15 protein-coding genes are annotated in these 21,658 nt (G+C 65.6%); 8 read left to right on the top strand and 7 right to left on the bottom strand.

What is annotated here, in order from left to right:
- Positions 1 to 8 precede the first annotated feature (8 nt).
- From CH292_RS03035 to CH292_RS03010, 6 genes are all read left to right on the top strand, one after another.
- On the top strand, positions 9 to 10,175 hold the full coding sequence (locus CH292_RS03035; RefSeq protein WP_094653961.1) for a type I polyketide synthase: 10,167 nt from the start codon (positions 9 to 11) through the stop codon (positions 10,173 to 10,175).
- Between the two features lie 105 nt (positions 10,176 to 10,280).
- Entirely contained in the window at positions 10,281 to 10,919 is a 639-nt protein-coding gene (purN, locus tag CH292_RS03030; protein ID WP_094626244.1) for a phosphoribosylglycinamide formyltransferase, read from the top strand.
- Positions 10,916 to 12,466 (top strand): bifunctional phosphoribosylaminoimidazolecarboxamide formyltransferase/IMP cyclohydrolase, encoded by a 1,551-nt coding sequence (gene purH, locus CH292_RS03025; protein WP_094653960.1) that lies wholly within the window; start codon positions 10,916 to 10,918, stop codon positions 12,464 to 12,466. Before purN ends, purH begins: the two co-directional genes overlap by 4 nt.
- A 141-nt stretch (positions 12,467 to 12,607) precedes the next feature.
- Positions 12,608 to 13,474, top strand: a complete 867-nt coding sequence (locus CH292_RS03020) for a DUF559 domain-containing protein (protein WP_037161515.1) — start codon at positions 12,608 to 12,610, stop codon at positions 13,472 to 13,474.
- 97 nt (positions 13,475 to 13,571) lie between these two features.
- The gene (locus tag CH292_RS03015; RefSeq protein ID WP_026347681.1) at positions 13,572 to 14,957 is read left to right on the top strand and encodes a sigma 54-interacting transcriptional regulator; all 1,386 of its coding nucleotides are present in this window, start codon (positions 13,572 to 13,574) and stop codon (positions 14,955 to 14,957) included.
- Positions 14,957 to 16,906 (top strand): VWA domain-containing protein, encoded by a 1,950-nt coding sequence (locus CH292_RS03010; RefSeq protein ID WP_019664480.1) that lies wholly within the window; start codon positions 14,957 to 14,959, stop codon positions 16,904 to 16,906. The genes CH292_RS03015 and CH292_RS03010 overlap by 1 nt, the downstream gene beginning before the upstream one ends.
- On the opposite strand, the gene CH292_RS03005 is transcribed toward CH292_RS03010, so the two are convergent.
- From CH292_RS03005 to rpmB, 7 genes are all read right to left on the bottom strand, one after another.
- Positions 16,903 to 17,472, bottom strand: coding sequence for a DUF1707 domain-containing protein (locus CH292_RS03005; RefSeq protein WP_019664481.1), 570 nt, complete (start codon positions 17,470 to 17,472; stop codon positions 16,903 to 16,905). The genes CH292_RS03010 and CH292_RS03005 overlap by 4 nt on opposite strands.
- 13 nt (positions 17,473 to 17,485) lie before the next feature.
- Complete coding sequence (locus tag CH292_RS03000; protein WP_019664482.1) at positions 17,486 to 17,947, bottom strand: hypothetical protein; 462 nt, start codon at positions 17,945 to 17,947, stop codon at positions 17,486 to 17,488.
- A gap of 63 nt (positions 17,948 to 18,010) precedes the next feature.
- Positions 18,011 to 18,934, bottom strand: coding sequence for an AEC family transporter (locus tag CH292_RS02995; RefSeq protein ID WP_019664483.1), 924 nt, complete (start codon positions 18,932 to 18,934; stop codon positions 18,011 to 18,013).
- Between the two features lie 108 nt (positions 18,935 to 19,042).
- Entirely contained in the window at positions 19,043 to 19,297 is a 255-nt protein-coding gene (gene rpsR, locus CH292_RS02990) for a 30S ribosomal protein S18 (RefSeq protein ID WP_008719028.1), read from the bottom strand.
- 17 nt (positions 19,298 to 19,314) lie between these two features.
- Positions 19,315 to 19,620 (bottom strand): 30S ribosomal protein S14, encoded by a 306-nt coding sequence (gene rpsN / locus CH292_RS02985; RefSeq protein WP_019664484.1) that lies wholly within the window; start codon positions 19,618 to 19,620, stop codon positions 19,315 to 19,317.
- Positions 19,621 to 19,637: 17 nt separating this feature from the next.
- Positions 19,638 to 19,808, bottom strand: a complete 171-nt coding sequence (gene rpmG, locus CH292_RS02980) for a 50S ribosomal protein L33 (protein ID WP_170947607.1) — start codon at positions 19,806 to 19,808, stop codon at positions 19,638 to 19,640.
- Positions 19,805 to 20,041, bottom strand: coding sequence for a 50S ribosomal protein L28 (rpmB, locus tag CH292_RS02975; protein WP_019664486.1), 237 nt, complete (start codon positions 20,039 to 20,041; stop codon positions 19,805 to 19,807). The genes rpmG and rpmB overlap by 4 nt, the downstream gene beginning before the upstream one ends.
- 109 nt (positions 20,042 to 20,150) lie before the next feature.
- On the opposite strand from rpmB, the gene mrf reads away from it, so the two are divergent.
- On the top strand, positions 20,151 to 21,401 hold the full coding sequence (mrf, locus tag CH292_RS02970) for a ribosome hibernation factor-recruiting GTPase MRF (protein ID WP_094653959.1): 1,251 nt from the start codon (positions 20,151 to 20,153) through the stop codon (positions 21,399 to 21,401).
- Entirely contained in the window at positions 21,398 to 21,658 is a 261-nt protein-coding gene (locus CH292_RS02965; RefSeq protein WP_019664488.1) for a type B 50S ribosomal protein L31, read from the top strand. Before mrf ends, CH292_RS02965 begins: the two co-directional genes overlap by 4 nt.

Here is a 21,658-nt window from a genome sequence, read left to right as displayed (position 1 = left end):
GAGCCACCGTGGACACATCCGTCGAACAGATCGTCGCAGCCCTACGTGAATCGATGCTGGAGAACGAACGGTTACGGGAGCGCAACAAGGCCCTGAGCACTGCTGCCGAGAACGTAGTCAGCGAGCCCATCGCAATCGTGTCCATGAGTTGCCGCTACCCGGGCGGTGTGACCACACCCGAGGAGCTGTGGGACCTCGTGGACGGGGAAACCGATGCAGTAGGCGGCTTTCCGACCGACCGCGGGTGGGACATCGAGAATCTGTACGATCCCGACCCCGCGACACCCGGCCGCACTCACGTCGCCCTCGGCGGATTCCTCTACGACGCGTCGGAGTTCGACGCCGACTTCTTCGGGATCTCACCGCGTGAAGCCGTCGCGATGGATCCGCAGCAACGTTTGCTTCTCGAAGTGGCGTGGGAGGCATTCGAGCGCGGAGGGCTCGATCCGAGTACGTTGCGCGGCAGCAGGACCGGTGTGTTCACCGGCATCATGTATCACGACTACGGCACGTGGCTGACGGAAGTTCCAGAAGGGGTCGAGGGCTACCTCGGTAACGGAAACCTGGGGTCGGTGGCGTCGGGGCGGGTGTCGTACGTACTCGGGCTCGAAGGTCCAGCCGTCAGTATCGACACGGCATGCTCGTCGTCGCTTGTCGCGGTCCACCTCGCCGCGCAGGCACTGCGGCGAGGTGAGTGCACGCTGGCCCTCGCCGGTGGTGTGACCGTGATGTCGACGCCCGATACGTTCGTCGACTTCTCCCGTCAGGGTGGCCTCGCGGCCGATGGTCGGTGCAAGTCCTTTGCCGCATCTGCCGACGGGACGGGCTGGGGTGAAGGCGCTGGTCTCCTACTCCTCGAGAAGCTGTCGGACGCGCGCAAGAACGGTCATCAGGTACTGGGAGTGCTGCGCGGCAGCGCAATCAATCAGGACGGTGCATCGAACGGACTGACAGCCCCCAACGGACCCTCCCAGCAGCGAGTCATCGGTCATGCGCTGGCGGATGCGCGGCTGACTCCGTCGGCGATTCAGGTGGTGGAAGCGCACGGCACCGGGACTCCGCTCGGCGATCCGATCGAAGCGCAGGCCCTCCTAGCGACGTACGGCCGCGACCGTAGCGGCGAGGCGTTGCACCTGGGTTCGATCAAGTCGAACATCGGGCACACGCAGGCCGCTGCCGGTGTCGCCGGCATCATCAAGCTGGTCATGGCGATGCGCAACGGTCGTATGCCGCGCACGTTGCACGCCGACGAGCGATCGGACCGTATCGACTGGTCTGCGGGAGCGGTCGAGCTGCTGACCGAGGCCAGGGAATGGCCCGAGCTCGACGGAACGCGTCGCGCTGCTGTGTCGTCGTTCGGGATCAGCGGTACCAACGCGCACGTCATCGTCGAAGGCGTTCCGCACCTCGAGCCCGCAGACGAGGTCGAAGGCGGTGACCGTGTGCTTCCGATTGCGCTGTCCGCGCGCACGATCGGAGCGCTTCGGTCGTCCGCGTCGAGCTTTGCCGAGAGACTCGAATCCGCACGGCTCGCCGACGTCGCGTTGTCCGCGGCGACTACTCGCGCCGGTTTCGAACACCGCGCCGTCGTCCTCGGCGTCGACTCCGCATCGGCGGTTGCCGGCCTCGGCGCACTCGCCGGGGGATTCGACGCGCCGCATGTCATCACCGGACGCAGCGCGCGAGACTCACGAGTCGCATTCGTCTTCCCCGGCCAGGGGTCGCAGTGGGTGTCGATGGCATCGGACCTGCACCGAGAATCACCGATCTTCGCGAGCGAACTCGACCGATGCGCGGCTGCTCTCGCGCCGTACCTGGACCGTCCACTACTGGAACTGCTGTGCGACGCCGACGCCCTCGAGCGTGTCGGGGTCGTGCAACCCGCACTGTGGGCGGTCATGGTGTCACTCGCCGCGCTGTGGCGCGCTTACGGAGTCGAACCCGCCGCGGTCATCGGCCATTCGCAGGGCGAGATCGCGGCTGCGTGTGTTGTCGGTGCACTGGCGCTCGACGACGGGGCCCGCGTGGTCGCGCTGCGTAGTCGAGCCATCGCCGAGGACCTCAGCGGGCGCGGAGCGATGCTGTCCGTCGGACTGCCGCTCGCCGACGTGGAAACCCAACTGGCCTCGCGCAGCGGAGTGTCGATTGCGGCCGTCAACGGTGCATCGTCCGTCGTCGTGTCCGGTGACACCGAGTCGATCGATGAGCTCGCGACAACGCTCGCCGCCGAGAACATCCGCATCAAACGCCTACCCGTCGACTACGCGTCGCATTCGGCGCATGTGGAATCGATCCGCGCGCGAGTGCTGACCGACCTCGCCGGCATAAACGCGTCGTCGTCGCCGATTCCCTTTTACTCCACGGTCACCGGCGGGCCAATCGACACTGCAACGCTCGGCGCGGAGTACTGGTACGAGAATCTGCGCGGCACAGTACGATTCGCCGACGCCACAGGTGCTTTGCTCGACGCCGACTACGGCGTGTTCGTCGAATGCAGCCCGCATCCGGTGTTGGTCGCCGGGATCGAGGAAACCGCGGATGCGCGAGGTCGCGACGTCACGGCGCAGTCCTCACTCCGTCGAGACGAAGGCGCCGGAACGCGCTGGACCGAAGCGCTGGCCGAGGCCTGGGTTCGCGGAGTTCGCGTCGATTGGGCCCCAGCATTCGACGGGCTGTCGGCCTCGGTCGTCGACGTACCCACCTACCGATTCGACCGCAGCCGCTTCTGGCTACCGAATGCCGTTGCAGCCGCCGGTGATCCGAGTGCCATCGGTATCGACCGACTCGATCACCCCATACTGGTCGGCGAGATCGCCGCGGCAGGTGGCGGCGCGACGATCTTCACCGGCAGGGTCCGCCAGGACTCACCCGAGTGGATCGCTGACCATGGTGTCGCAGGCACCGTACTTCTGCCGGGCACCGCCCTGGTGGACCTGGTGATCGCAGCCGCGGACCGCGTCGGCGCGCGGCATCTGTCGGAGCTGACCCTCGAAGCGCCGGTGATCGTAGGCTCGGGCGTCGACATTCAGATTCGTGTCGACGAGGCCGACGGCAGCGGCGACCGGTCGGTGTCGGTGCACGGACGCGCAGACGGTGGCACCACGTGGGTTCGGCACGCGTCCGGCGTACTCGCGACGGACGTGCCCAGTGTGCCGCGCTTCGACTTCGGGCAATGGCCGCCTGCCGGCGCCGAGCAGGTTCCCCTCGACGGCCTGTACGACGCATTGGCCGAACGCGGCCACGACTACGGGCCAGCGTTCCGTGGCCTACGGGCTGCATGGCGACGCGGCGACGAGGTGTTCGCCGAGGTGGATCTGCCCGTGGATGCGGGGACGCACGTGCTGCACCCGGCATTGTTCGATGCCGCTCTGCATGTCGGCTTTCTCGCGGACTCGAACGATGGAGTCGAGCTTCCGTTCGTATGGTCGGACGTGACCGTGCATGCCGGTGGCGCAATGTCGTTGAGGGTGCGCGCTCGCGGCACCAGCACACTGTCCCTCGACCTGGCCGACGCGACAGGAGCGCCGGTCGCGACGGTGGGGGCGCTCGTGTCGCGGGTCGTCGATTCGTCCGACGTCGCAGCCACTCGAGGGACGGAGAATCTCTACAGGCTCGACTGGCAGTCGGTGCCGCAGTCGGCTGCGTCCGATCGGGCACTCGAGATCGTCACCGTCACGCCCGACGACATCGATCCGGTGCGCTCGGTACGCAGTGAATTCGACCGACTCGTTCCGCTGTTGCGCGCGGCAGCGGACACCGACTCTCCGCTGCTGGTCGTCCGCACGAGCGAGGGTGTGTCGTGTGCGGGAGAGTCCGTGTCGCCCGTAGCGGCAGCGGTGTGGGGGCTCGTGCGAACCGCTCAGGCCGAGAACCCGGGCGTGATCGTTCTCGTCGACGCGCCTGCCGGAACCGACGACGACGCCGTTGCCGGAGCCGTCGGCTCGGGTGAACCCGAGCTCGCGATCCGAGACGGCTCACTCCGCGTTCCGAGGTTGGTCGCGGTAGACGGAGCGAATGCGGTTGCGCAGCCGATCGATTCGAACGGAACCGTGCTGGTGGTCGGAGGCTCCGGTGGACTCGGCATTGCCCTTGTTCGCCATCTGATCGCACACGACGGGCTCCGCCACATCCTGCTCGTCTCACGCAAGGGAGAGGTGCCCGCGGAGATTGCGGAGTTCGCGGCCGAGCACGATGCCCACGTCGGGGCCGCAGCCTGCGACGCCGCAGACCGGACCGCGCTGGCCGCGGTGATCGACGCCGTACCGTCGGCGCATCCGCTGACCGGCATCTACCACCTCGCCGGAGTGCTCGACGACGGGCTCGTCACCGGGGTCGATCCCGAGCGAGTCGATCGTGTGCTGCGCCCGAAAGTCGACGTCGCATGGAACCTTCATGTGCTGACCGCAGAGATGAACCTCGCACGATTCGTGCTGTTCTCCTCCGCGGCCGGCGTCGTCGACGGTGCAGGCCAGGGTGCCTACGGCGGAGCCAACGGTTTCCTCGACGGCCTCGCGGGACTTCGTGCAGCACAGGGCCTTCCGGTGTTGTCGCTGGCATGGGGATTCTGGGCTGAACGCACCGGCATGACGGGGCATCTGACCGACGCCGATGTCGAACGAATGGCGCGCAGTGGCGTGATCCCCATCCAGACCGACGACGGCTTGACGATGCTCGACGCGGCCCTCGGTGGTGCAGACCCCGTCGTCGTCCCGATCGGATTGAACCTGAGCGCGCTTCGTGAGGCGAGCGCGGTTCCGACGGTTCTCCGCGGACTGGTCCCGACCGCCAGACGGGCTGCATCCACTGCTCGGTCGGCGAATGCAGGGTTGGCCGACCGGCTCCGGTCCATGGCACCAGCCGACCGCACATCGACGCTCCTCGAACTCGTACGCACGCACGTCTCGTCGGTCCTCGGCCACGGATCCGACATGGTGCTCGATCCGCGGCGGTCGTTCAGGGACTGGGGCTTCGACTCCTTGTCGGCGGTGGAGCTTCGTAACCGTCTGAGTGGTGTGGTCGGCACGCGCTTGCCCGCGACGCTCGTGTTCGACTATCCGGATCCGGCGTCGCTCGCAGCGCATCTCGAATCCGAGATTCTGGGCGACGGTGTTTTCGAACCAGTGAGCGAGACTGCGGCCAGCACTACATCGGACGACGACGCCGTCGCCATCATTGCCATGACCTGCCGCTTCCCCGGCGGCATCTCCTCACCCGAGGATCTATGGCGCCTGCTCGAGAACGGCGAGGACGTCATCACGGACTTCCCGAACGATCGCGGTTGGAAGCTCGACGACATCTACGATCCCGAACCAGGACTCGCGGGCCGTACATCCACGCTACGCGGCGGATTTTTGCACGACGCAGCTGATTTCGACGCGGACCTCTTCGGCATGGGACCCCGCGAAGCACTCGCGACGGACCCACAACAGCGACTGTTGCTCGAGACGTCGTGGGAAGCCTTCGAACGTGCCGGAATCGATCCACGCTCGGTACGCGGCAGTGACACAGGCGTATTCGCAGGAGTGATGTACCACGACTACGGATCCGGTATCGGCCAGGTCCCCGACGCGATCAAGGACTATCTCGGCAACGGCAGCTCCGGCAGTGTGGTGTCGGGGCGGGTGGCGTATGCGTTCGGTTTGGAGGGGCCGACGATGACGGTGGATACGGCGTGTTCGTCGTCGTTGGTGTCGTTGCATCTGGCGGCGCAGGCGGTGCGTCGTGGTGAGTGCTCGATGGCGTTGGCGGGCGGTGTGAGCGTCATGGCTTCTCCTGGAACGTTCGTCGAATTCACGCGTCAGCGCGGTCTCGCCCCTGACGGTCGGTCCAAGTCGTTCTCGGACGATGCGGACGGTGCCGGATTTGCGGAGGGAATGGGAGTGCTTCTACTGCAGCGTCTTTCGGATGCGCGCGCTGCGGGTCGTCGGGTGTGGGGTGTGGTGCGGGGTTCGGCGGTCAATTCCGATGGTGCGTCGAATGGTTTGACGGCGCCGAACGGTCCGTCGCAGCAGCGGGTGATTCGGGCGGCGTTGGTGGATGCGGGTGTGGGTGTGTCGGGTGTGCAGGTGGTGGAGGCGCATGGGACGGGGACTCGGTTGGGTGATCCGATCGAGGCGCAGGCGGTGTTGGCGACGTATGGTCGTGGGCGTGTGGGTGGGCCGTTGGTGTTGGGTTCGGTGAAGTCGAATCTGGGTCATACGCAGGCTGCTGCGGGTGTGGCGGGTGTGATGAAGGTGGTGTTGGGGATGCGGTTCGGGGTGGTGCCTGCGTCGTTGCATGTGGGTGCGCCCTCGTCTCGGGTGGAGTGGTCCGGTGGGGTGGAGGTGGCGTCGGTGGCGCGGGAGTGGGTTGGTGGTGTGGATGGTGTGCGTCGTGGTGCGGTGTCGTCGTTCGGTATCAGTGGGACCAATGCGCATGTGGTGATCGAGGAGGGGGATCCGGTCGAGTCCGCACCGGCACCCGTTGTCGACGCTCCGCCCTTGCCGATCGTGCTGTCCGGTCACACGTCCGACGCAGTTCTGGATCTGGCACAGAGGATTTCGGGTATCGATCCGTCGGTCGATGTTCGAGACATCGCCGCTACGTCGGTCCGTGGTCGCGCTGTGCTCGCGCACTCTGCCGCCGTGGTGGTTCGTGACCACCAGGAGCTGGAATCGGCCCTCGATGCACTCGTCTCGGGACGCGCACATGCAGGCGTGGTGCGCGGAACTGCCGCACACGGCCGTGTCGCGTTCCTGTTCACCGGCCAGGGTGCGCAGCGCATCGGCATGGCCGACGATCTTCGTCGGACCTATCCGGTGTTCGCCTCGGTGTTCGACGACGTCACCAGTCGATTCGACCGGTACCTCGACTTGCCGCTCGCCGAGGTAGTGTCCGGGGACCACGACGGCTTGGACGACACTCTCTACACTCAATGCGCCCTGTTCGCCGTCGAGCTGGCGCTGTTTCGACTGCTCGAATCCCTCGGTGTGCGAGCGGATGTGGTGGCCGGCCACTCCATCGGTGAACTCACCGCCGCCCACGTCGCGGGCGTGTTCGACCTGGATGATGCGGTCCGACTTGTCGCCGCTCGCGCGTCGGGGATGCAGGCGCTTCCTTCCGGAGGCGCGATGATCGCCCTCGATGCGTCCGAATCGGAGATCGCACCATTGCTCGACGATTCGGTGTCGATCGCAGCGATCAACGCACCACGGTCCGCGGTGATCTCCGGCGACGAGGAGTCCGTCGAGCGGGTAGCCGCGTTCTTCACCGATCGCCGGTCGACGCGCCTGCGTGTGTCCCACGCGTTCCACTCCGCACGGATGGAGCCGATGCTGCACGGACTCTCGGACGCCGCACGGACGGTGACATTCCACGAGCCGGTCATGCCGATCGTGTCCACGCTCACCGGAACGACCGTGACGCCGGATCTGTTGACCGATCCCGAGTACTGGTCGGCACAAGTACGCGGCACCGTGCGCTTCGCCGAAGCGGTCGCAACACTCGAGGCAGACGGGGTTCGAACTTTCGTCGAAATCGGACCCGACGCTGCATTGACCTCTCCCACGAACGATTCACTCGTCGACCCGGATCGTGCCGCTGTGATCCCACTGCTGCGGCGCAAGACCGAGGATGCGGCAGAGTTCGCGAAAGCGCTCGGTGCGTTGCACATTCGAGGAATTTCCGTGGCGTGGGATTCCGTTGCCGGGAACGCCGGGTCGGTGGATTTGCCGACGTACCCGTTCCAGCGACAGCGTTACTGGCTCGCGGACGTAGCGCGACCGGCTGTGACCGACAACTCCGACGTGCACCCGATGCTCGGGTCGGTGCTCGAACTGGCCGAGAGCGAGCTGATCGCATTCACTGGGCGAATCGGGGTGGAGACACATCCGTGGTTGGCTGATCACGCTGTCGGCGGCGTGGTGCTGCTGCCCGGGGCCGCATTCGTCGAATTCGCGGTCGCAGCAGGTGATCGCTTCGGGCCGACGACGGTCTCCGACCTCGTCATGGAACGCCCTCTCGCGATTCCGCGATCAGGCTCGGTCGAAGTGCAAGTTGTTGTTGCAGAACCTGATTCGAGCTCGGCACGACGCGTGAGCATCCACGCTCGGTCGGAGGACGCGGGCTGGACTCGGCACGCAGCCGGATCCCTGATCGCTCCTGCGGCTTCCGGGCCGAGGCGCTCGGATGCCTGGCCACCAGCGGATGCCGTTGCCGTCGACATCACGGATTCGTACGCAGAATTGGCAGCGCAGGGCTACAACTACGGCCCGGCCTTCCGCGGGCTGCAGTCGGCGTGGCGGCACGGCGCCGATGTATACGCCGAACTCGCGCTTCCCGACGACGTCGACGCCGATGGTTACGGCCTGCACCCGGCGCTGCTGGACTCCACGCTGCACGCGATCGATCTGCTCGACGGGCAGGACCGAACGGTGATGGCGCTGCCCTTCGCGTGGGACGGCGTCACGCTGCATGCGTCCGGGGCAACGAAGGTGCGACTACATCTGACCTCCAGCACCCAGGACGAGGTGCGGCTCGAACTGACGGACAGCCACGGGGAGCCGGTCGTCACCGTCGAGAGTCTCCGGTTGCGGACGGTCACCGACGAGCAGTTGTCCGGGCTCCGCGCGACACCCGGCGACCTGTATGCAGTCGAGTGGACCCCACTCGAGCTCGGCTCGGACTCGGCAGAATTCGTCGTCGTCGATGTTCCGACCGACTCCGGTGTGGACGTCCCAGGTGACACTCGGAACGCGATCGTAGGGGTGGCTCGGGAACTTCAGCGACATCTCGCCGAACCGTCCCCGCAGACCATCGTCGTCACCACCCGGTCCGCGGTGTCGGTCGATACACCCGTCGATGTCACACAGGCGGGTGTGTGGGGCCTCGTGCGGTCGGCGGCCGCAGAGCATCCGGATCGACTGGTGCTCGTGGATGTCGACGCCGACCCTGCATCGACTGCTGTGCTGTCCGCGGCAGTTGCGTCGGGAGAGCCCGAGATCGCGCTGCGCGGGGGAGCAGCTTTCGTGCCAAGGCTCGTCGAACATCACTCGGATTCACCCGAGGCAGGTCCGCTCGGGACCGTGCTGATCACGGGAGGCACGGGCACGCTGGGCCGGATCCTCGCAGCTCACCTACTCGCCGAGTACTCCGTGTCGCGGATCCTGCTGGTCGGTCGAAACGGCGGAGATGTGTCCGACTTCGACGACTCACGTGTCGAGGCGGTTGCGTGTGACGTCACCGATCGCGACGCTCTCCGCGCGTTGGTCGACGGGATCGACGACCTGGGAGCCGTCGTCCATGCGGCAGGCGTGCTCGACGACGGCGTCCTCACCGCGCTTACAGCCGAACGCATCACCGCGGTACTCGCACCCAAGGTCGACGCGGCGTGGCATCTACACGAGCTGACGAAAGACAGAGGTCTTGCGGCGTTCGTGCTGTTCTCGTCGGCCGCGAGCGTGCTCGGAGGCGCAGGCCAGGCTGCATACGCGTCGGCGAACGGGTTCCTCGACGCCCTTGCCGAACATCGCGTCGGCGAAGGTCTTCCCGCTGTGTCTCTGGGGTGGGGAGTGTGGGACACCGAGACCGGGATGGGCGGCACGCTCAGCAGCACCGAGCGTGCGCGCTTGAGCCGAGACGGACTTGCGCCGTTGTCGGTGGAGGATTCGCTCGCGTTGTTCGACCGCGCGCTGACGGCCGATTCTGCGGTCCTGCTGCCGGTGCGCGTCGCGGCGACTCAGCAGTCGGTTCACCTCCTGCGTCACTTCGCAGAACCGGAACCGGTACGCGTCGCGACAGTCGAGGCAGTCGGTCTACGGGGGAGGATCAAGGCGATGTCGGCCGTTGACGCGCGGGACGTGCTGATCGAAGCAGTGCGCGGCCACGTCGCGGATGTGCTCGGTCATGCGAGTTCGGCGATGGTCGATCCGGATCGAGGCTTCGGGGAGATGGGCGTCGACTCGCTCGCGGCCCTGGAAGTACGGAACCGCCTCGCGGCCGACACCGAGTTGCGCCTCTCCACGACGCTGACGTTCGATTACCCGAACCCGGCCGTTCTCGGCGCCTTTCTGACCGAGGAACTAGGGATCGTGGCAAGCCTCCCGACCGAACCTCGGGACTCCGAGGCGGCGGTCGACGATGTATCCGACGCCACTGCCGAGGAACTGTTCGCGGTCCTCGACCAGGAACTGACGTAGAGCCTCTCGATCGAGAAAGGACCTGCGTTACGACGCCCGAACAGGCAGCGACTATTCTTCACACTGGTCCCGGTCAGATACAGACGGGCGATCCGGCCTCGATCGATCAGGAGAAGTGCGCTGACTGCCACCCGTGAGCACCCAGCACGCGTCGTTGTCCTCGCTTCGGGCACCGGATCGCTTCTGCAGTCCCTGATCGATGCGACGAAGGCCGAGTCCTATCCGGCGCGGATCGTTGCGGTCGGTGTCGATCGTGATTGCGACGCTGCCCGGCATGCACACACTGCCGGGATTGCGCATTTCCGCGTCGGGCTGAGGGAGTTCGCGGACCGTGATGGCTGGGATGCGGCTCTCACCGAACGTGTGCTGGCGCACGAGCCCGATCTGGTGGTGACCGCCGGCTTCATGAAGATTCTCGGTTCCGATTTTCTCGGTGCGTTCGCCGGACGCATCGTCAACACTCATCCTGCGCTGTTGCCGTCGTTCCCCGGTGCGCATGCAGTGGAGGATGCGCTCGCCTACGGCGTCAAACTGACCGGGTCGACGGTGCATCTCGTCGATGCCGGTGTCGATACCGGGCCGATTCTGGCTCAGGAAGCTGTGCCCGTGCTGGGCGACGACGATGTCGCGACTCTGCACGAGCGAATCAAGACCGTGGAACGCAGGCTTCTGGTCGATGTGATCGCAGCTGTTGCCACCCGAGGTGTTGTCTCCGATGGACGAAAGGCTCAGATTCAACCATGAGTGAACGTAAAGCAGTGCGCCGCGCACTGGTCAGCGTCTACGACAAGACCGGTTTGATCGAACTCGCAACCGGCTTGCACACGGCAGGCGTCGCTCTGGTCTCCACCGGATCGACAGCATCCAAGATCACCGACGCCGGGATCCCGGTCACCAAGGTCGAGGATCTCACCGGATTTCCCGAGACCCTCGACGGCCGTGTGAAGACGCTGCATCCGCGTGTCCATGCGGGTGTTCTCGCCGATACCCGTCGGCCGGAGCATGTTTCGCAGCTCGAGGAGCTCGGGATCGAGGCGTTCGAGTTGGTCGTGGTGAACCTCTATCCGTTCACCGACACCGTTGCCAGTGGCGCGACACCGGACGAATGCGTCGAGCAGATCGACATCGGTGGCCCGTCGATGGTCCGCGCTGCCGCGAAGAATCACCCGTCGGTGGCGGTCGTGGTGGATCCGGCTCGGTACTCCGATGTACTCACCGCAGTGTCCGGCGGCGGGTTCACGCTCGCCGAGCGCACTTCGCTTGCGGCACAGGCGTTCCAGCACACCGCTGCGTACGACGTCGCGGTCGCCTCGTGGATGAGCAGCGTTCTCGTGGAATCGGACTCGCAGTTCCCCGAATGGATCGGCGGCACCTGGGACCGCGCGGCAGTGCTGCGCTACGGCGAGAACCCGCATCAGGCCGCAGCCCTGTACAAGGACCCGGCCGGCACCGGCATAGCTCAGGCCGAGCAGCTGCACGGCAAAGAAATGTCTTACAACAACTTCACCGACGCCGACGCAGCGTGGCGTGCCGCTTTCGATCACGAGGGCCCGACCGTCGCGATCATCAAGCACGCCAATCCGTGTGGCATCGCCGTCGGCGCGGATATCGCCGAAGCGCACCGCAAAGCCCACGCCTGCGACCCCGTCAGTGCTTACGGCGGCGTGATCGCAGCCAACCGCGAAGTGACGGTCGCGATGGCCGAGCAGGTCGCGGAAATCTTCACCGAGGTGATCGTCGCTCCGTCCTACGCAGACGGTGCACTCGGAGTTCTGCAGCGCAAGAAGAACATTCGGGTTCTGCTCGCGGCCGCGCCGTCGGGCAAGGGTGTCGAGCTCAAGCCGATCTCCGGTGGGACTCTGCTGCAGGAACGCGACGCCATCGACGCCGACGGCGACAACCCGGCCAACTGGACTCTGGCAGCCGGTGACGCAGCGGACGAGCAGACCCTGAAGGATCTCGAATTCGCCTGGCGTGCAGGCCGTGCCGTCAAGTCCAACGCAATCCTGCTGGCCAAGGACGGCGCGTCCGTCGGCGTCGGTATGGGCCAGGTCAACCGCGTCGACGCAGCTCATCTCGCCGTCCAGCGTGCGGGCGATCGCGTCGTCGGTTCGGTTGCCTCCTCGGACGCCTTCTTCCCGTTCCCCGACGGCCTGCAGGTTCTCTTGGCCGCAGGCGTCAAAGCCGTCGTGCAGCCCGGCGGATCCGTCCGCGACAACGAAGTCATCGCCGCAGCCCAGGACGCCGGCGTCACGCTGTACCTCACCGGTTCGCGTCACTTCGCGCACTGATCCAGTTCGCACTTGTGCGGGCCGAAGCACCTGATTGGTCTGCACAAGTGCGAACTCGCGCCCTGTGGACAGACCGGAATCTATCCACAGGCTCCGGCTCCAGACCGCTTTTCGGGTGGGTAGCCGTGCAATCGTGGGCGGGTGCCCGCCGACCAGCCGTTCAGAGGTTCCCTCGCAGTCCGCGACGGTAGCCTGACTCGACATCAGCTGACCCACGGCTTCAAGCGCATTCACCGCGACGTCTATGTGCGCAAGGACGTTCGGATCGACGCCGTTGTCCGGGCGCGGGCAGCCCATGAGTTCGCTGGTAGGGCGGCGGTGTGTTGCGGGATGTCGGCAGCTGCATTGCACGGCGCACGATGGATCGACCCCGACTCGCCTGCGGAGGTGATCTGGCTCGGACGCCGACGCCAACTCGACGGTATCCGCATCCGATTCGATACCGTCCGCGATGTCGAGATCACCACCGTCGCAGGTCTGCCGGTGACCACGATCCCCAGAACCATGTTCGATCTGGCGAGGCGGCTCCCCAGAGTGCGGGCCGTGCAGGTTCTGGACGACCTGTCAGGAGTGTCCGGAATCTCGGCTGCAGACGTTCTTCCGTTGTGCGCACGGTATGCGGGCTTACGGGGAGTATCCGCGGCGCGATCGGTTCTGGCACTCGTCGACGGTGGTGCAGAGTCTCCGCAGGAAACCGCTACTCGGCTGTTGCTCGTCGATGCAGGACTGCCTCCACCCGAGACACAGATTCGCGTTGCCGACGAACACGGCATGTTGTTCGCTCGCTGCGATCTGGGCTGGCCGGAGTGGAAGGTGGCCGTCGAGTACGACGGGGTGCAGCACTGGACGTCGGAGAAGCAGCGGTCCTGGGACATCGAGCGGTTCGAGAGGCTCGAGCGCGCCGGCTGGCTGGTGGTCCGAGTGAATTCGGAGCAACTGCGCCTCCGTCCGCGCGAGGTGGTCGAGCGTGTTCGACGCAAACTGCGGCAAGCGGGCGCGCCTGTGTGACGAGTTCGCACTTGTGCAGACGAAAGACCCCCGTTTCTCTGCACAAGTGCGAACTCGACGAACGGTGCTTCTTCTGAGACGGGCGTACTTTGGTGAAGTGACCTCTAATCGACCTGGCATCACCACTGTCGGCGAGTTGCGTGCGTCCGGACACGTGCAGCGCTCCGTGAAAGAAGAACTCCGGGAAAATCTGCTCGACGCGTTGCGTGAGGGCAGGGATGCGTGGCCGGGAATTCTGGGCTTCGACAAGACTGTGCTTCCGCAGTTCGAGCGAGCGATTCTTGCTGGTCATGACGTTGTTCTGCTCGGTGAACGAGGGCAGGGAAAGACACGCCTTCTGCGTACGTTGAACCTTCTGCTCGACGAGTGGGCGCCTGTCATTGCAGGTTCCGAGCTCGGTGAGCATCCGTACGAACCCATCACTCCGGCGAGTATCCGACGCGCACGTGAGCTCGGCGACGGGTTGCCCGTCGAGTGGCGTCACCGTAGCGAGCGATACTCGGAGAAGCTGGCGACTCCGGACACGTCGGTTGCGGACCTCGTCGGCGATGTCGATCCGGTGAAGGTCGCCGAGGGTCGGAGTCTGGGAGATCCGGAGACCATCCACTTCGGGCTCGTGCCGCGGAGTCACCGGGGGATCGTGGCGATCAACGAACTCCCCGATCTCGCGGAACGTATTCAGGTTTCACTGCTCAACGTCATGGAGGAGCGGGATATCCAGGTCCGCGGCTACACGCTGCGGCTGCCGCTGGATGTCGTCCTCGTCGCGAGCGCGAACCCCGAGGACTACACCAACCGTGGGCGGATCATCACTCCACTGAAGGACCGCTTCGGCGCCGAGATACGTACTCACTACCCGCATGCGTTGGCCGACGAGATCTCGGTGATCGAGCAGGAGGCCAACCTCCCGGCGAACGTACCGTCGTATCTGCTCGAGGTGCTGGCTCGGTTCACCCGGCTGCTGCGTGAGTCGCCGTCCGTCGACCAGCGTTCGGGTGTGTCGGCGCGGTTCGCCATCGCGGCGGCGGAGACCATCGCGGCCGCAGCGGTGCATCGTGCTGCGGTTCTCGGCGAGAGCGACGCGGTGGCGCGGCCGGTGGACCTCGGAACCATCATCGAAGTGCTCAGGGGCAAGGTGGAATTCGAGTCCGGTGAAGAGGGCCGCGAGACCGAGGTGCTCGAGCATCTGCTTCGGCGCGCGACGGCCGACACGGTGCGGGACCGGTTGGGCGGAATCAACCTGGCACCGCTCGTCACGGCCATCGAACAGGGTGAGCCGGTGGTGACGGGCGACCGAATTGCCGCCAAGACACTGATCGGTGAGCTGCCGGACCTCGAGGTGCTGCAGGACATCGACGAGCGTCTGAACGCGACCTCCGACGGCGAACGCGCTGCCGCAACGGAACTCGCGCTGGAAGGGTTGTACCTTGCGCGGCGGATTTCCAAGGATCCCGATGACGACGGACAGACGGTGTACAGCTGATGCCTGCCAGTAGATACGGGCGGTATCACGACGGCCCCGATCCACTGGCACCGCCGGTAGACCTCCGCGAAGCACTGGAGTCGATCGGCGAGGACGTGCTCGAGGGCGCATCGCCTCGCCGGGCGATGCAGGAGATGCTCCGGCGGGGTACCCGGAACATGAGGGGCCTCGACGATCTGGCGGCCGAGGCCAACCGTCGGCGACGGGATCTTCTGCGCAAGAACAACCTCGACGGAACACTTCAGGAGGTCCGCGAACTCCTGGACAAAGCTGTGCTCGAGGAGCGCAAGGCGCTGGCGCGTGCGCTCGACGACGATGCGCGTTTCCAGGAGATGCAAATCGGGGATCTGTCCCCGTCGACGGCGCAGGCCGTGCAGGAGTTGGCCGATTACGACTGGCGTTCCTCGGAGGGTCGTGAGAACTACGAGAAGATCAAGGATCTCCTCGGGCGGGAGATGTTGGACCAACGCTTCGCCGGTATGAAGAATGCGCTCGAGAATGCGACGGACGAGGATCGACAAGCCATCAGCGAGATGCTGAAGGATCTGAACGAGCTTCTGGACAAGCACAATCGAGGCGAGGACACCGAGCAGGACTTCTCGGAGTTCATGGCCGAGCACGGCCAGCATTTCCCCGAGAATCCGTCGAACGTCGAGGAGCTCCTCGATTCGCTCGCTCAGCGCGCCGCGGCAGCTCAGCGTCTGCGGAACTCGCTGAGCCCGGAGCAGCGAGCGGAATTGGATGCGCTGGCGCAGCAGGCATTCGGAGATTCCACTCTTCTGCAACAGCTCGACCAGCTGGACCAGAACCTTCAGCAGGCCAGGCCGGGGGAGGATTGGGACGGTTCGCAGAACTTCCGCGGCGAGAACGGGATGGGCCTGGGCGACGGGACCGGTGCGCTGCAGGACATCGCTGATCTGGAGAACCTCGGAAATCAGCTTTCCCAGCAGTACAACGGCGCCGCGCTCGACGACATCGACGCCGACGCGTTGCTGAAACAGTTGGGGCCCGAAGCTGCGGCGGATGCTCGCATGTTGGCCGAGCTCGAAAAGGCGCTCGAACAGCAAGGTTTCATGGACAAGGGTGCCGACGGCCAGTGGCGGCTGTCGCCGAAGGCGATGCGTCAGCTGGGACAGTCGGCCCTCAAGGACGTCGCGGGACGAATTTCCCGACGCGGCGGCGAGCGCGACACGCGCAAGGCCGGTGCGATGGGAGAGCCGACGGGTGCTTCTCGGGCATGGGAATTCGGTGACACGGAGCCGTGGGACGTCACCCGCACCGTCAACAATGCCGTCCTGCGCACCGCAGCCGAAGGTTCGACGTTCCCGGTGCAACTCCAGGTGACCGACGTCGAGATCAGCGAGACCGAAACGCGGACGCAGGCGGCCGTTGCGTTGCTCGTCGACACGTCGTTCTCGATGGTGATGGACGGTCGCTGGGTGCCGATGAAACGCACCGCGCTTGCGTTGAATCACCTTGTCAGCACCAGGTTTCGCGGTGACGATCTGCAGCTGATCGGCTTCGGTCGTCACGCGCAGACGTTGACGGCGTCGGAACTGGCCGGTCTCGACGGGGCGTACGACCAGGGCACCAATCTGCATCACGCGTTGATGCTGGCGGTGCGGCACCTGCGTCGGCATCCCAACGCGCAACCCGTCGTGCTGATCGTGACCGACGGCGAGCCCACCGCGCACCTCGAGCCCGACGGGCACGCGTATTTCGACTATCCGCCGTCGAACAGAACGTTGGGGCTGACGGTCCGTGAACTCGACACGGTGGCGAAGCTGGGTGCGCAGGTGACCATCTTCCGGTTGGGAGACGATCCGGGGTTGGCCCGCGTCGTGGACAAGATGGCCGAGCGGGTCGGCGGGCGAGTCATCGCCCCCGAGCTGGACGGGCTGGGAGCTGCGGTGGTGTCGGACTATCTGAAACGCAGGAAGTCCCGCTAGTCCTTGGCTTTGATGCTGACGCCGCCCCAGAAGGCGAAGCCTGTCACCACGATTCGTGGGGCTCCGGGAGCACCTTGCTGGCTCAGGTGGTCGAAGCCGCCCATGATACCTGCGCCGCGTACTTCGACGGCGACGTTGCGGGGGACCGTGATGTCGATGCCGCCCATGATCGCAACGCAGTTGAGCGTCACCTCGGGAGCCGAGAAGTGTGCTCGGCGTAGGTCGATCTCACCGCCGCCCCAGAACGCGACGGCCTCGACGCGCGGTGCGACGGTCCATTCTCCCTTGCGCTCGAATCCACTCATGATGGCGACGGCGCGATCGGTGGAACGGCTGGGAGCCGAGTAGAGAGCTTCGGTGGGCGGCGTCAGCGCAAGGTCGCTGGTGAGAACGTCGAGTTCACCGTAGGTTTTCGCGCGATACGCGGCGGCCGTGCGTTCGTCGTACTCGGACACCGTGAGCTGGCCACCGGCCAGAGCGTCACTGAGGAGCTTCGCGACGAGGTTGCGGTCCGCGTCGGCGGCACGGACGGATTCACGGTTCTGTTCGGGCAGGTGATCGCTCACCTGGGTCAGGTTACTAGGCCGCGTTGACGATGGCGCGGTCTCCGACGGGCGAACTCAAGGTCATCTGCATCGTGCCGTACACGGCGACCATGATGCAGGCCTTGTCCGCGGCCTCGGGAAGCGTTCCGGTGCGCAGTGCGATGACGACTTCGGTGTCGGACTCGGTGACCTCCACCTCGGCCCCGTAGCACTCCGGGGTTCCGGTGACGAAATGGATGGCGATGGTGTTGGGGGAGATCTGGCTCCACGACTCGAACGGCGTCGACACCGCGCGCACCAGTCCTGGGGTGGATTCGAACATCGTCCCGACGTCGCCTACCGGAACCTCCACGGGCACCGGCGGTGCACTGGGACTGTGCATCAGCTGCGCAGACGTAGGGGTGGTGGCTTCGACGTCGTCACCGCCGTCGGCAGGGTCGTTGCCGCACCCGACGAGCAGGACGCACAGCAGAACTCCTGCAGCCAGAAACCTCATGATTCCAAAGTAACCGCGGGAGCTGAGGAGAACCTTTGGGTAGTCCAAGAATCGGGCGATCGGTCAGGCCAGCAGGGCTGTCACCAGTGCGATGACGGGTATCGCTGCGATGGTGGTGACGAAGGCCGTGTCCCGCGCCATGACGACGGCGCGGTTGTAGCGGTTCGCGAAGACGAAGACGTTCTGGGCGGTGGGCAGCGCGGAGATGACGGTGATGGCGAAGAGTTCGTGCCCTTCCAATCCCATGGCGAGTCCCATGAGGTAGCCGAGGACCGGCTGGAGCACCATTTTCATCGCCGTCGCGAGGAGTACGTCTCGCCTGGGGCTCGTGCCTTTCTGGAGAACACGGGCGCCGTAGAGCGAGAGACCGAACGCGAGAAGAGCGCCGGGCACGGCGGCGCCGCCGACCAGGTCGAACGGCTGCATGATGGCTTCGGGCAGTTCGATGCCGAAGATGGACAGCAGGAGTCCTGCGGCGCCGGCGAGGACGATGGGGTTCTTGAAGGGCGTGACGACGATATTGCGGATGGATGCTTTCTTGCCCATGGTCGACAGGTCCAGGATGGTCAGCGCCAACGGCGAGTACACCATGATCTGGAAGAGCAGCAGCGGTGCGACGAAGTTGGCGTCGCCCAGCACGAACACCGCGATGGGAATGCCGAGGTTGGCGGCGTTGACGTAGGACGACGCCAGGCCGCCGATCGTTGCCTCGGGCACGCGGCGTTTCAGCACGAGCCGGGCCAGGAGGAAGTACAGGGCGCCGACGGCGAGGGCGGTCACGCCGGCGATCACGAGGATCGGCGACAGGATGACGGCCAGGTCGGCCTGCGCGAGTGTCACGAACAGCAGCGAAGGTGTCGCGACGAAGAACACGAGCCGGCTCAGGACGAACTGGCCGTGCTCGCCGAGAACTCGGAACTTGGCGAGTACGTAGCCGAGCGCGATGACGATGAAGATGACCGTGAAGCCTTCGAGAACACCGGACATGGAGCGGTAGGTCTCGTTTCTCTCGGGGAGGCTGGCCAGGACTAACTCTAGTGCTCACGCAGAAAGGCCACGCACCCGAGAGTGCGTGGCCTTTCCTACGAGAAATTCTTACCGGCTGGTGAACGGCAGCAAAGCCATCTCACGAGCGTTCTTCACTGCGACGGCGACCTGACGCTGCTGCTGCGGCGTGAGGCCGGTGACGCGGCGGCTACGGATCTTGCCGCGGTCCGAGATGAACTGACGAAGAAGGTTGATGTCCTTGTAGTCCACCGTGGTCACCTTGGCGGCGTTCAACGGGTTCTTCTTGGGTCGACGTCCTGCCTCTGCGCGGACCTTCTTCGACGGTGCTCTCTTGACTGCCATCTGTTCTTCCCTGTTCCTTACCAGCTCGACTTGTGGACGCCTGGCAGCTCCCCACGGTGAGCCATCTCGCGTACCTTCACGCGTGACAGTCCAAATTTCCGCAGGTGACCGCGCGGACGTCCATCCGCAGCGTCACGATTGCGCAATCGTACCGGACTCGCGTCGCGCGGTAGACGCTGCAGTGCCGCTTGGGCCTCTGCTCGCTCGGAATCGGGTGTCGACGGCTTCCGGATGATCTCCTTCAGTTCGCTCCGGCGGGCTGCCCACCGGGCGACGACGACCTTCCGCTGCTCGTTCTTGGCGATCTTCGATTTCTTGGCCATGTCAGCGCTCCTCGCGGCTAGCGTTCTTCACGGAAGTCGACGTGCTTGCGGACGACGGGGTCGTACTTCTTGAGCACGATGCGATCGGGGTCGTTTCGACGGTTCTTGCGGGTCACGTAGGTGTATCCGGTGCCTGCGGTCGACTTGAGTTTGATGATCGGACGGACGTCCGTGCTCTTTCCCATCAGAGCTTCTCCCCTCGTGCTACGAGCTTGGCGACGACGGCATCGATTCCGTCACGGTCGATGGTCTTGATCCCCTTCGCCGAGAGCGTCAGGGTGACGCGGCGGCCGAGGCTCGGGACGAAGTAGGTCTTCTTCTGGATGTTCGGGTCCCAGCGACGGCTGGTCCTGACGTGCGAGTGCGAAACGGACTTACCGAATCCCGGCTTCCGTCCCGTCACCTGGCAGTGCGCGGACATACGCGGTCCTCTCTAGCTGACATGACAATCGTTTTCGACAAAGCGTTGTTTCGAATGTAGCGTGACAACGCAAGAAATGACAATCGTTGTCGATAGAAGGGATCTGCTTGTGGACGGCCGCACACCACTCGTACTCGTATCCGGTTGGACGGGTGCCATGGACGACGTGGTGACCTCACTGCTCGGGCCGGGCACCGTCGCCGTACGCCACGACCTCAGCCGCGTCTACGAGGGCGTCGTCCGCCGGACGCTCTACGCGGACGGCGACGCACCGCGCGAAACCATTCTCGAACTCGCGCACGGCTGTGTCTCCTGCACGCTGCGTGAGGACCTCCTCCCGCTACTGAGGACGCTGTCCACCCGTAGTTCGGTGCAACGGATCGTCCTGGCGATGGATCCTGCCCTCGAGCCGGAAGCGTTGTGCTGGGCGATCGAGAACGTCGTCGTCGCGGGCATCGTCGGTCAGGTCGACGGATCGGCTTCGCGAGACGTCCGTATCGAAGCCGTGATCGACTGCCTCGACGCCGCCACCTGGCTCGCGGACGCCACCGGCGACGACGCCCTGGCCGACCGAGGAATCGTGGCCAGCGGCGACGACGACCGGACCGTCGCGCAGGTCGTCGTCGGGCAGGTCGACTATGCCGATGCTCTCGTCGTCACCGCAGGCCCCGAGGTCGACGCGTGGGAACGCGCCAAGCTCGCCGCCGTGTTGGAGCGTCTGGCACCTGGTGCGCCCATCGCGTGGGTGGGGCCGGGGGACAAGCTCGACGCCGACGCGCTGGTCGCTGCCGTTCCGCTGGGTGCGCGTCGCGGCGCCATCACCGACGCCCACTCGCCGCTGCTGCGCGGTGAACCTCCACTCACGGCGGATTGCGGAGTGACTCTCGTCGAATTCTCGGCGACGCGACCCTTCCATCCCGAACGACTCCACGAGGCAATCGACGTTCTGCTCGACGGCGTCGTCACCGCACGCGGACGCGCCTGGGTGGCAACCCAACCCGACGAGGCCCTGTGGATCGAGTCCGCCGGCGGCGGCCTGCGCGTCGCCAGTGCCGGAAAATGGCTGGCCGCAATGACACCGGAGGAACAGGACGGCGTCGACACCTCGCGTCGGGCCATGGCTGCCCTTCGGTGGAACGACGACTTCGGTGACCGCGACACCTCGCTGGTCGTCCTGGTCCACGCCGCCGACCCCTCCGAAATCGACCGGACGCTGCAGTGGGCGCTGGTGTCCGACGGCGAGATGACCGACCGGCAGGCATGGGCCGAATGGAACGACCCGTTCGGCCAGTGGCACGAAGACCCGTGCGAAACAACAGAATCCCCGTACTCGGAGCAGAAGAAAGAGGCACAGGAATGAAGGCAGGAATCCATCCCGACTACCACCCCGTGGTATTCCAGGACGCAGGAACAGGAACCAAGTTCCTCACCCGGTCCACCATCACCTCGACCCGGGAGGTCGAATGGGAAGACGGCAACACCTACCCACTCGTCATCGTCGACGTCACCAGCGAATCCCACCCCTTCTGGACCGGTGCCGCACGCATCATGGACACCCAGGGTCGCGTGGAGAAGTTCGAGAAGCGCTACGGCCGTCGCAGCCGTAAGGAGGCCTGA

The sequence above is a fragment of the Rhodococcus sp. 14-2470-1a genome, from assembly GCF_002259425.1.
Classification (GTDB): domain Bacteria; phylum Actinomycetota; class Actinomycetes; order Mycobacteriales; family Mycobacteriaceae; genus Rhodococcoides; species Rhodococcoides fascians_E.
This window is presented reverse-complemented; position numbering and strand designations above follow the sequence as displayed.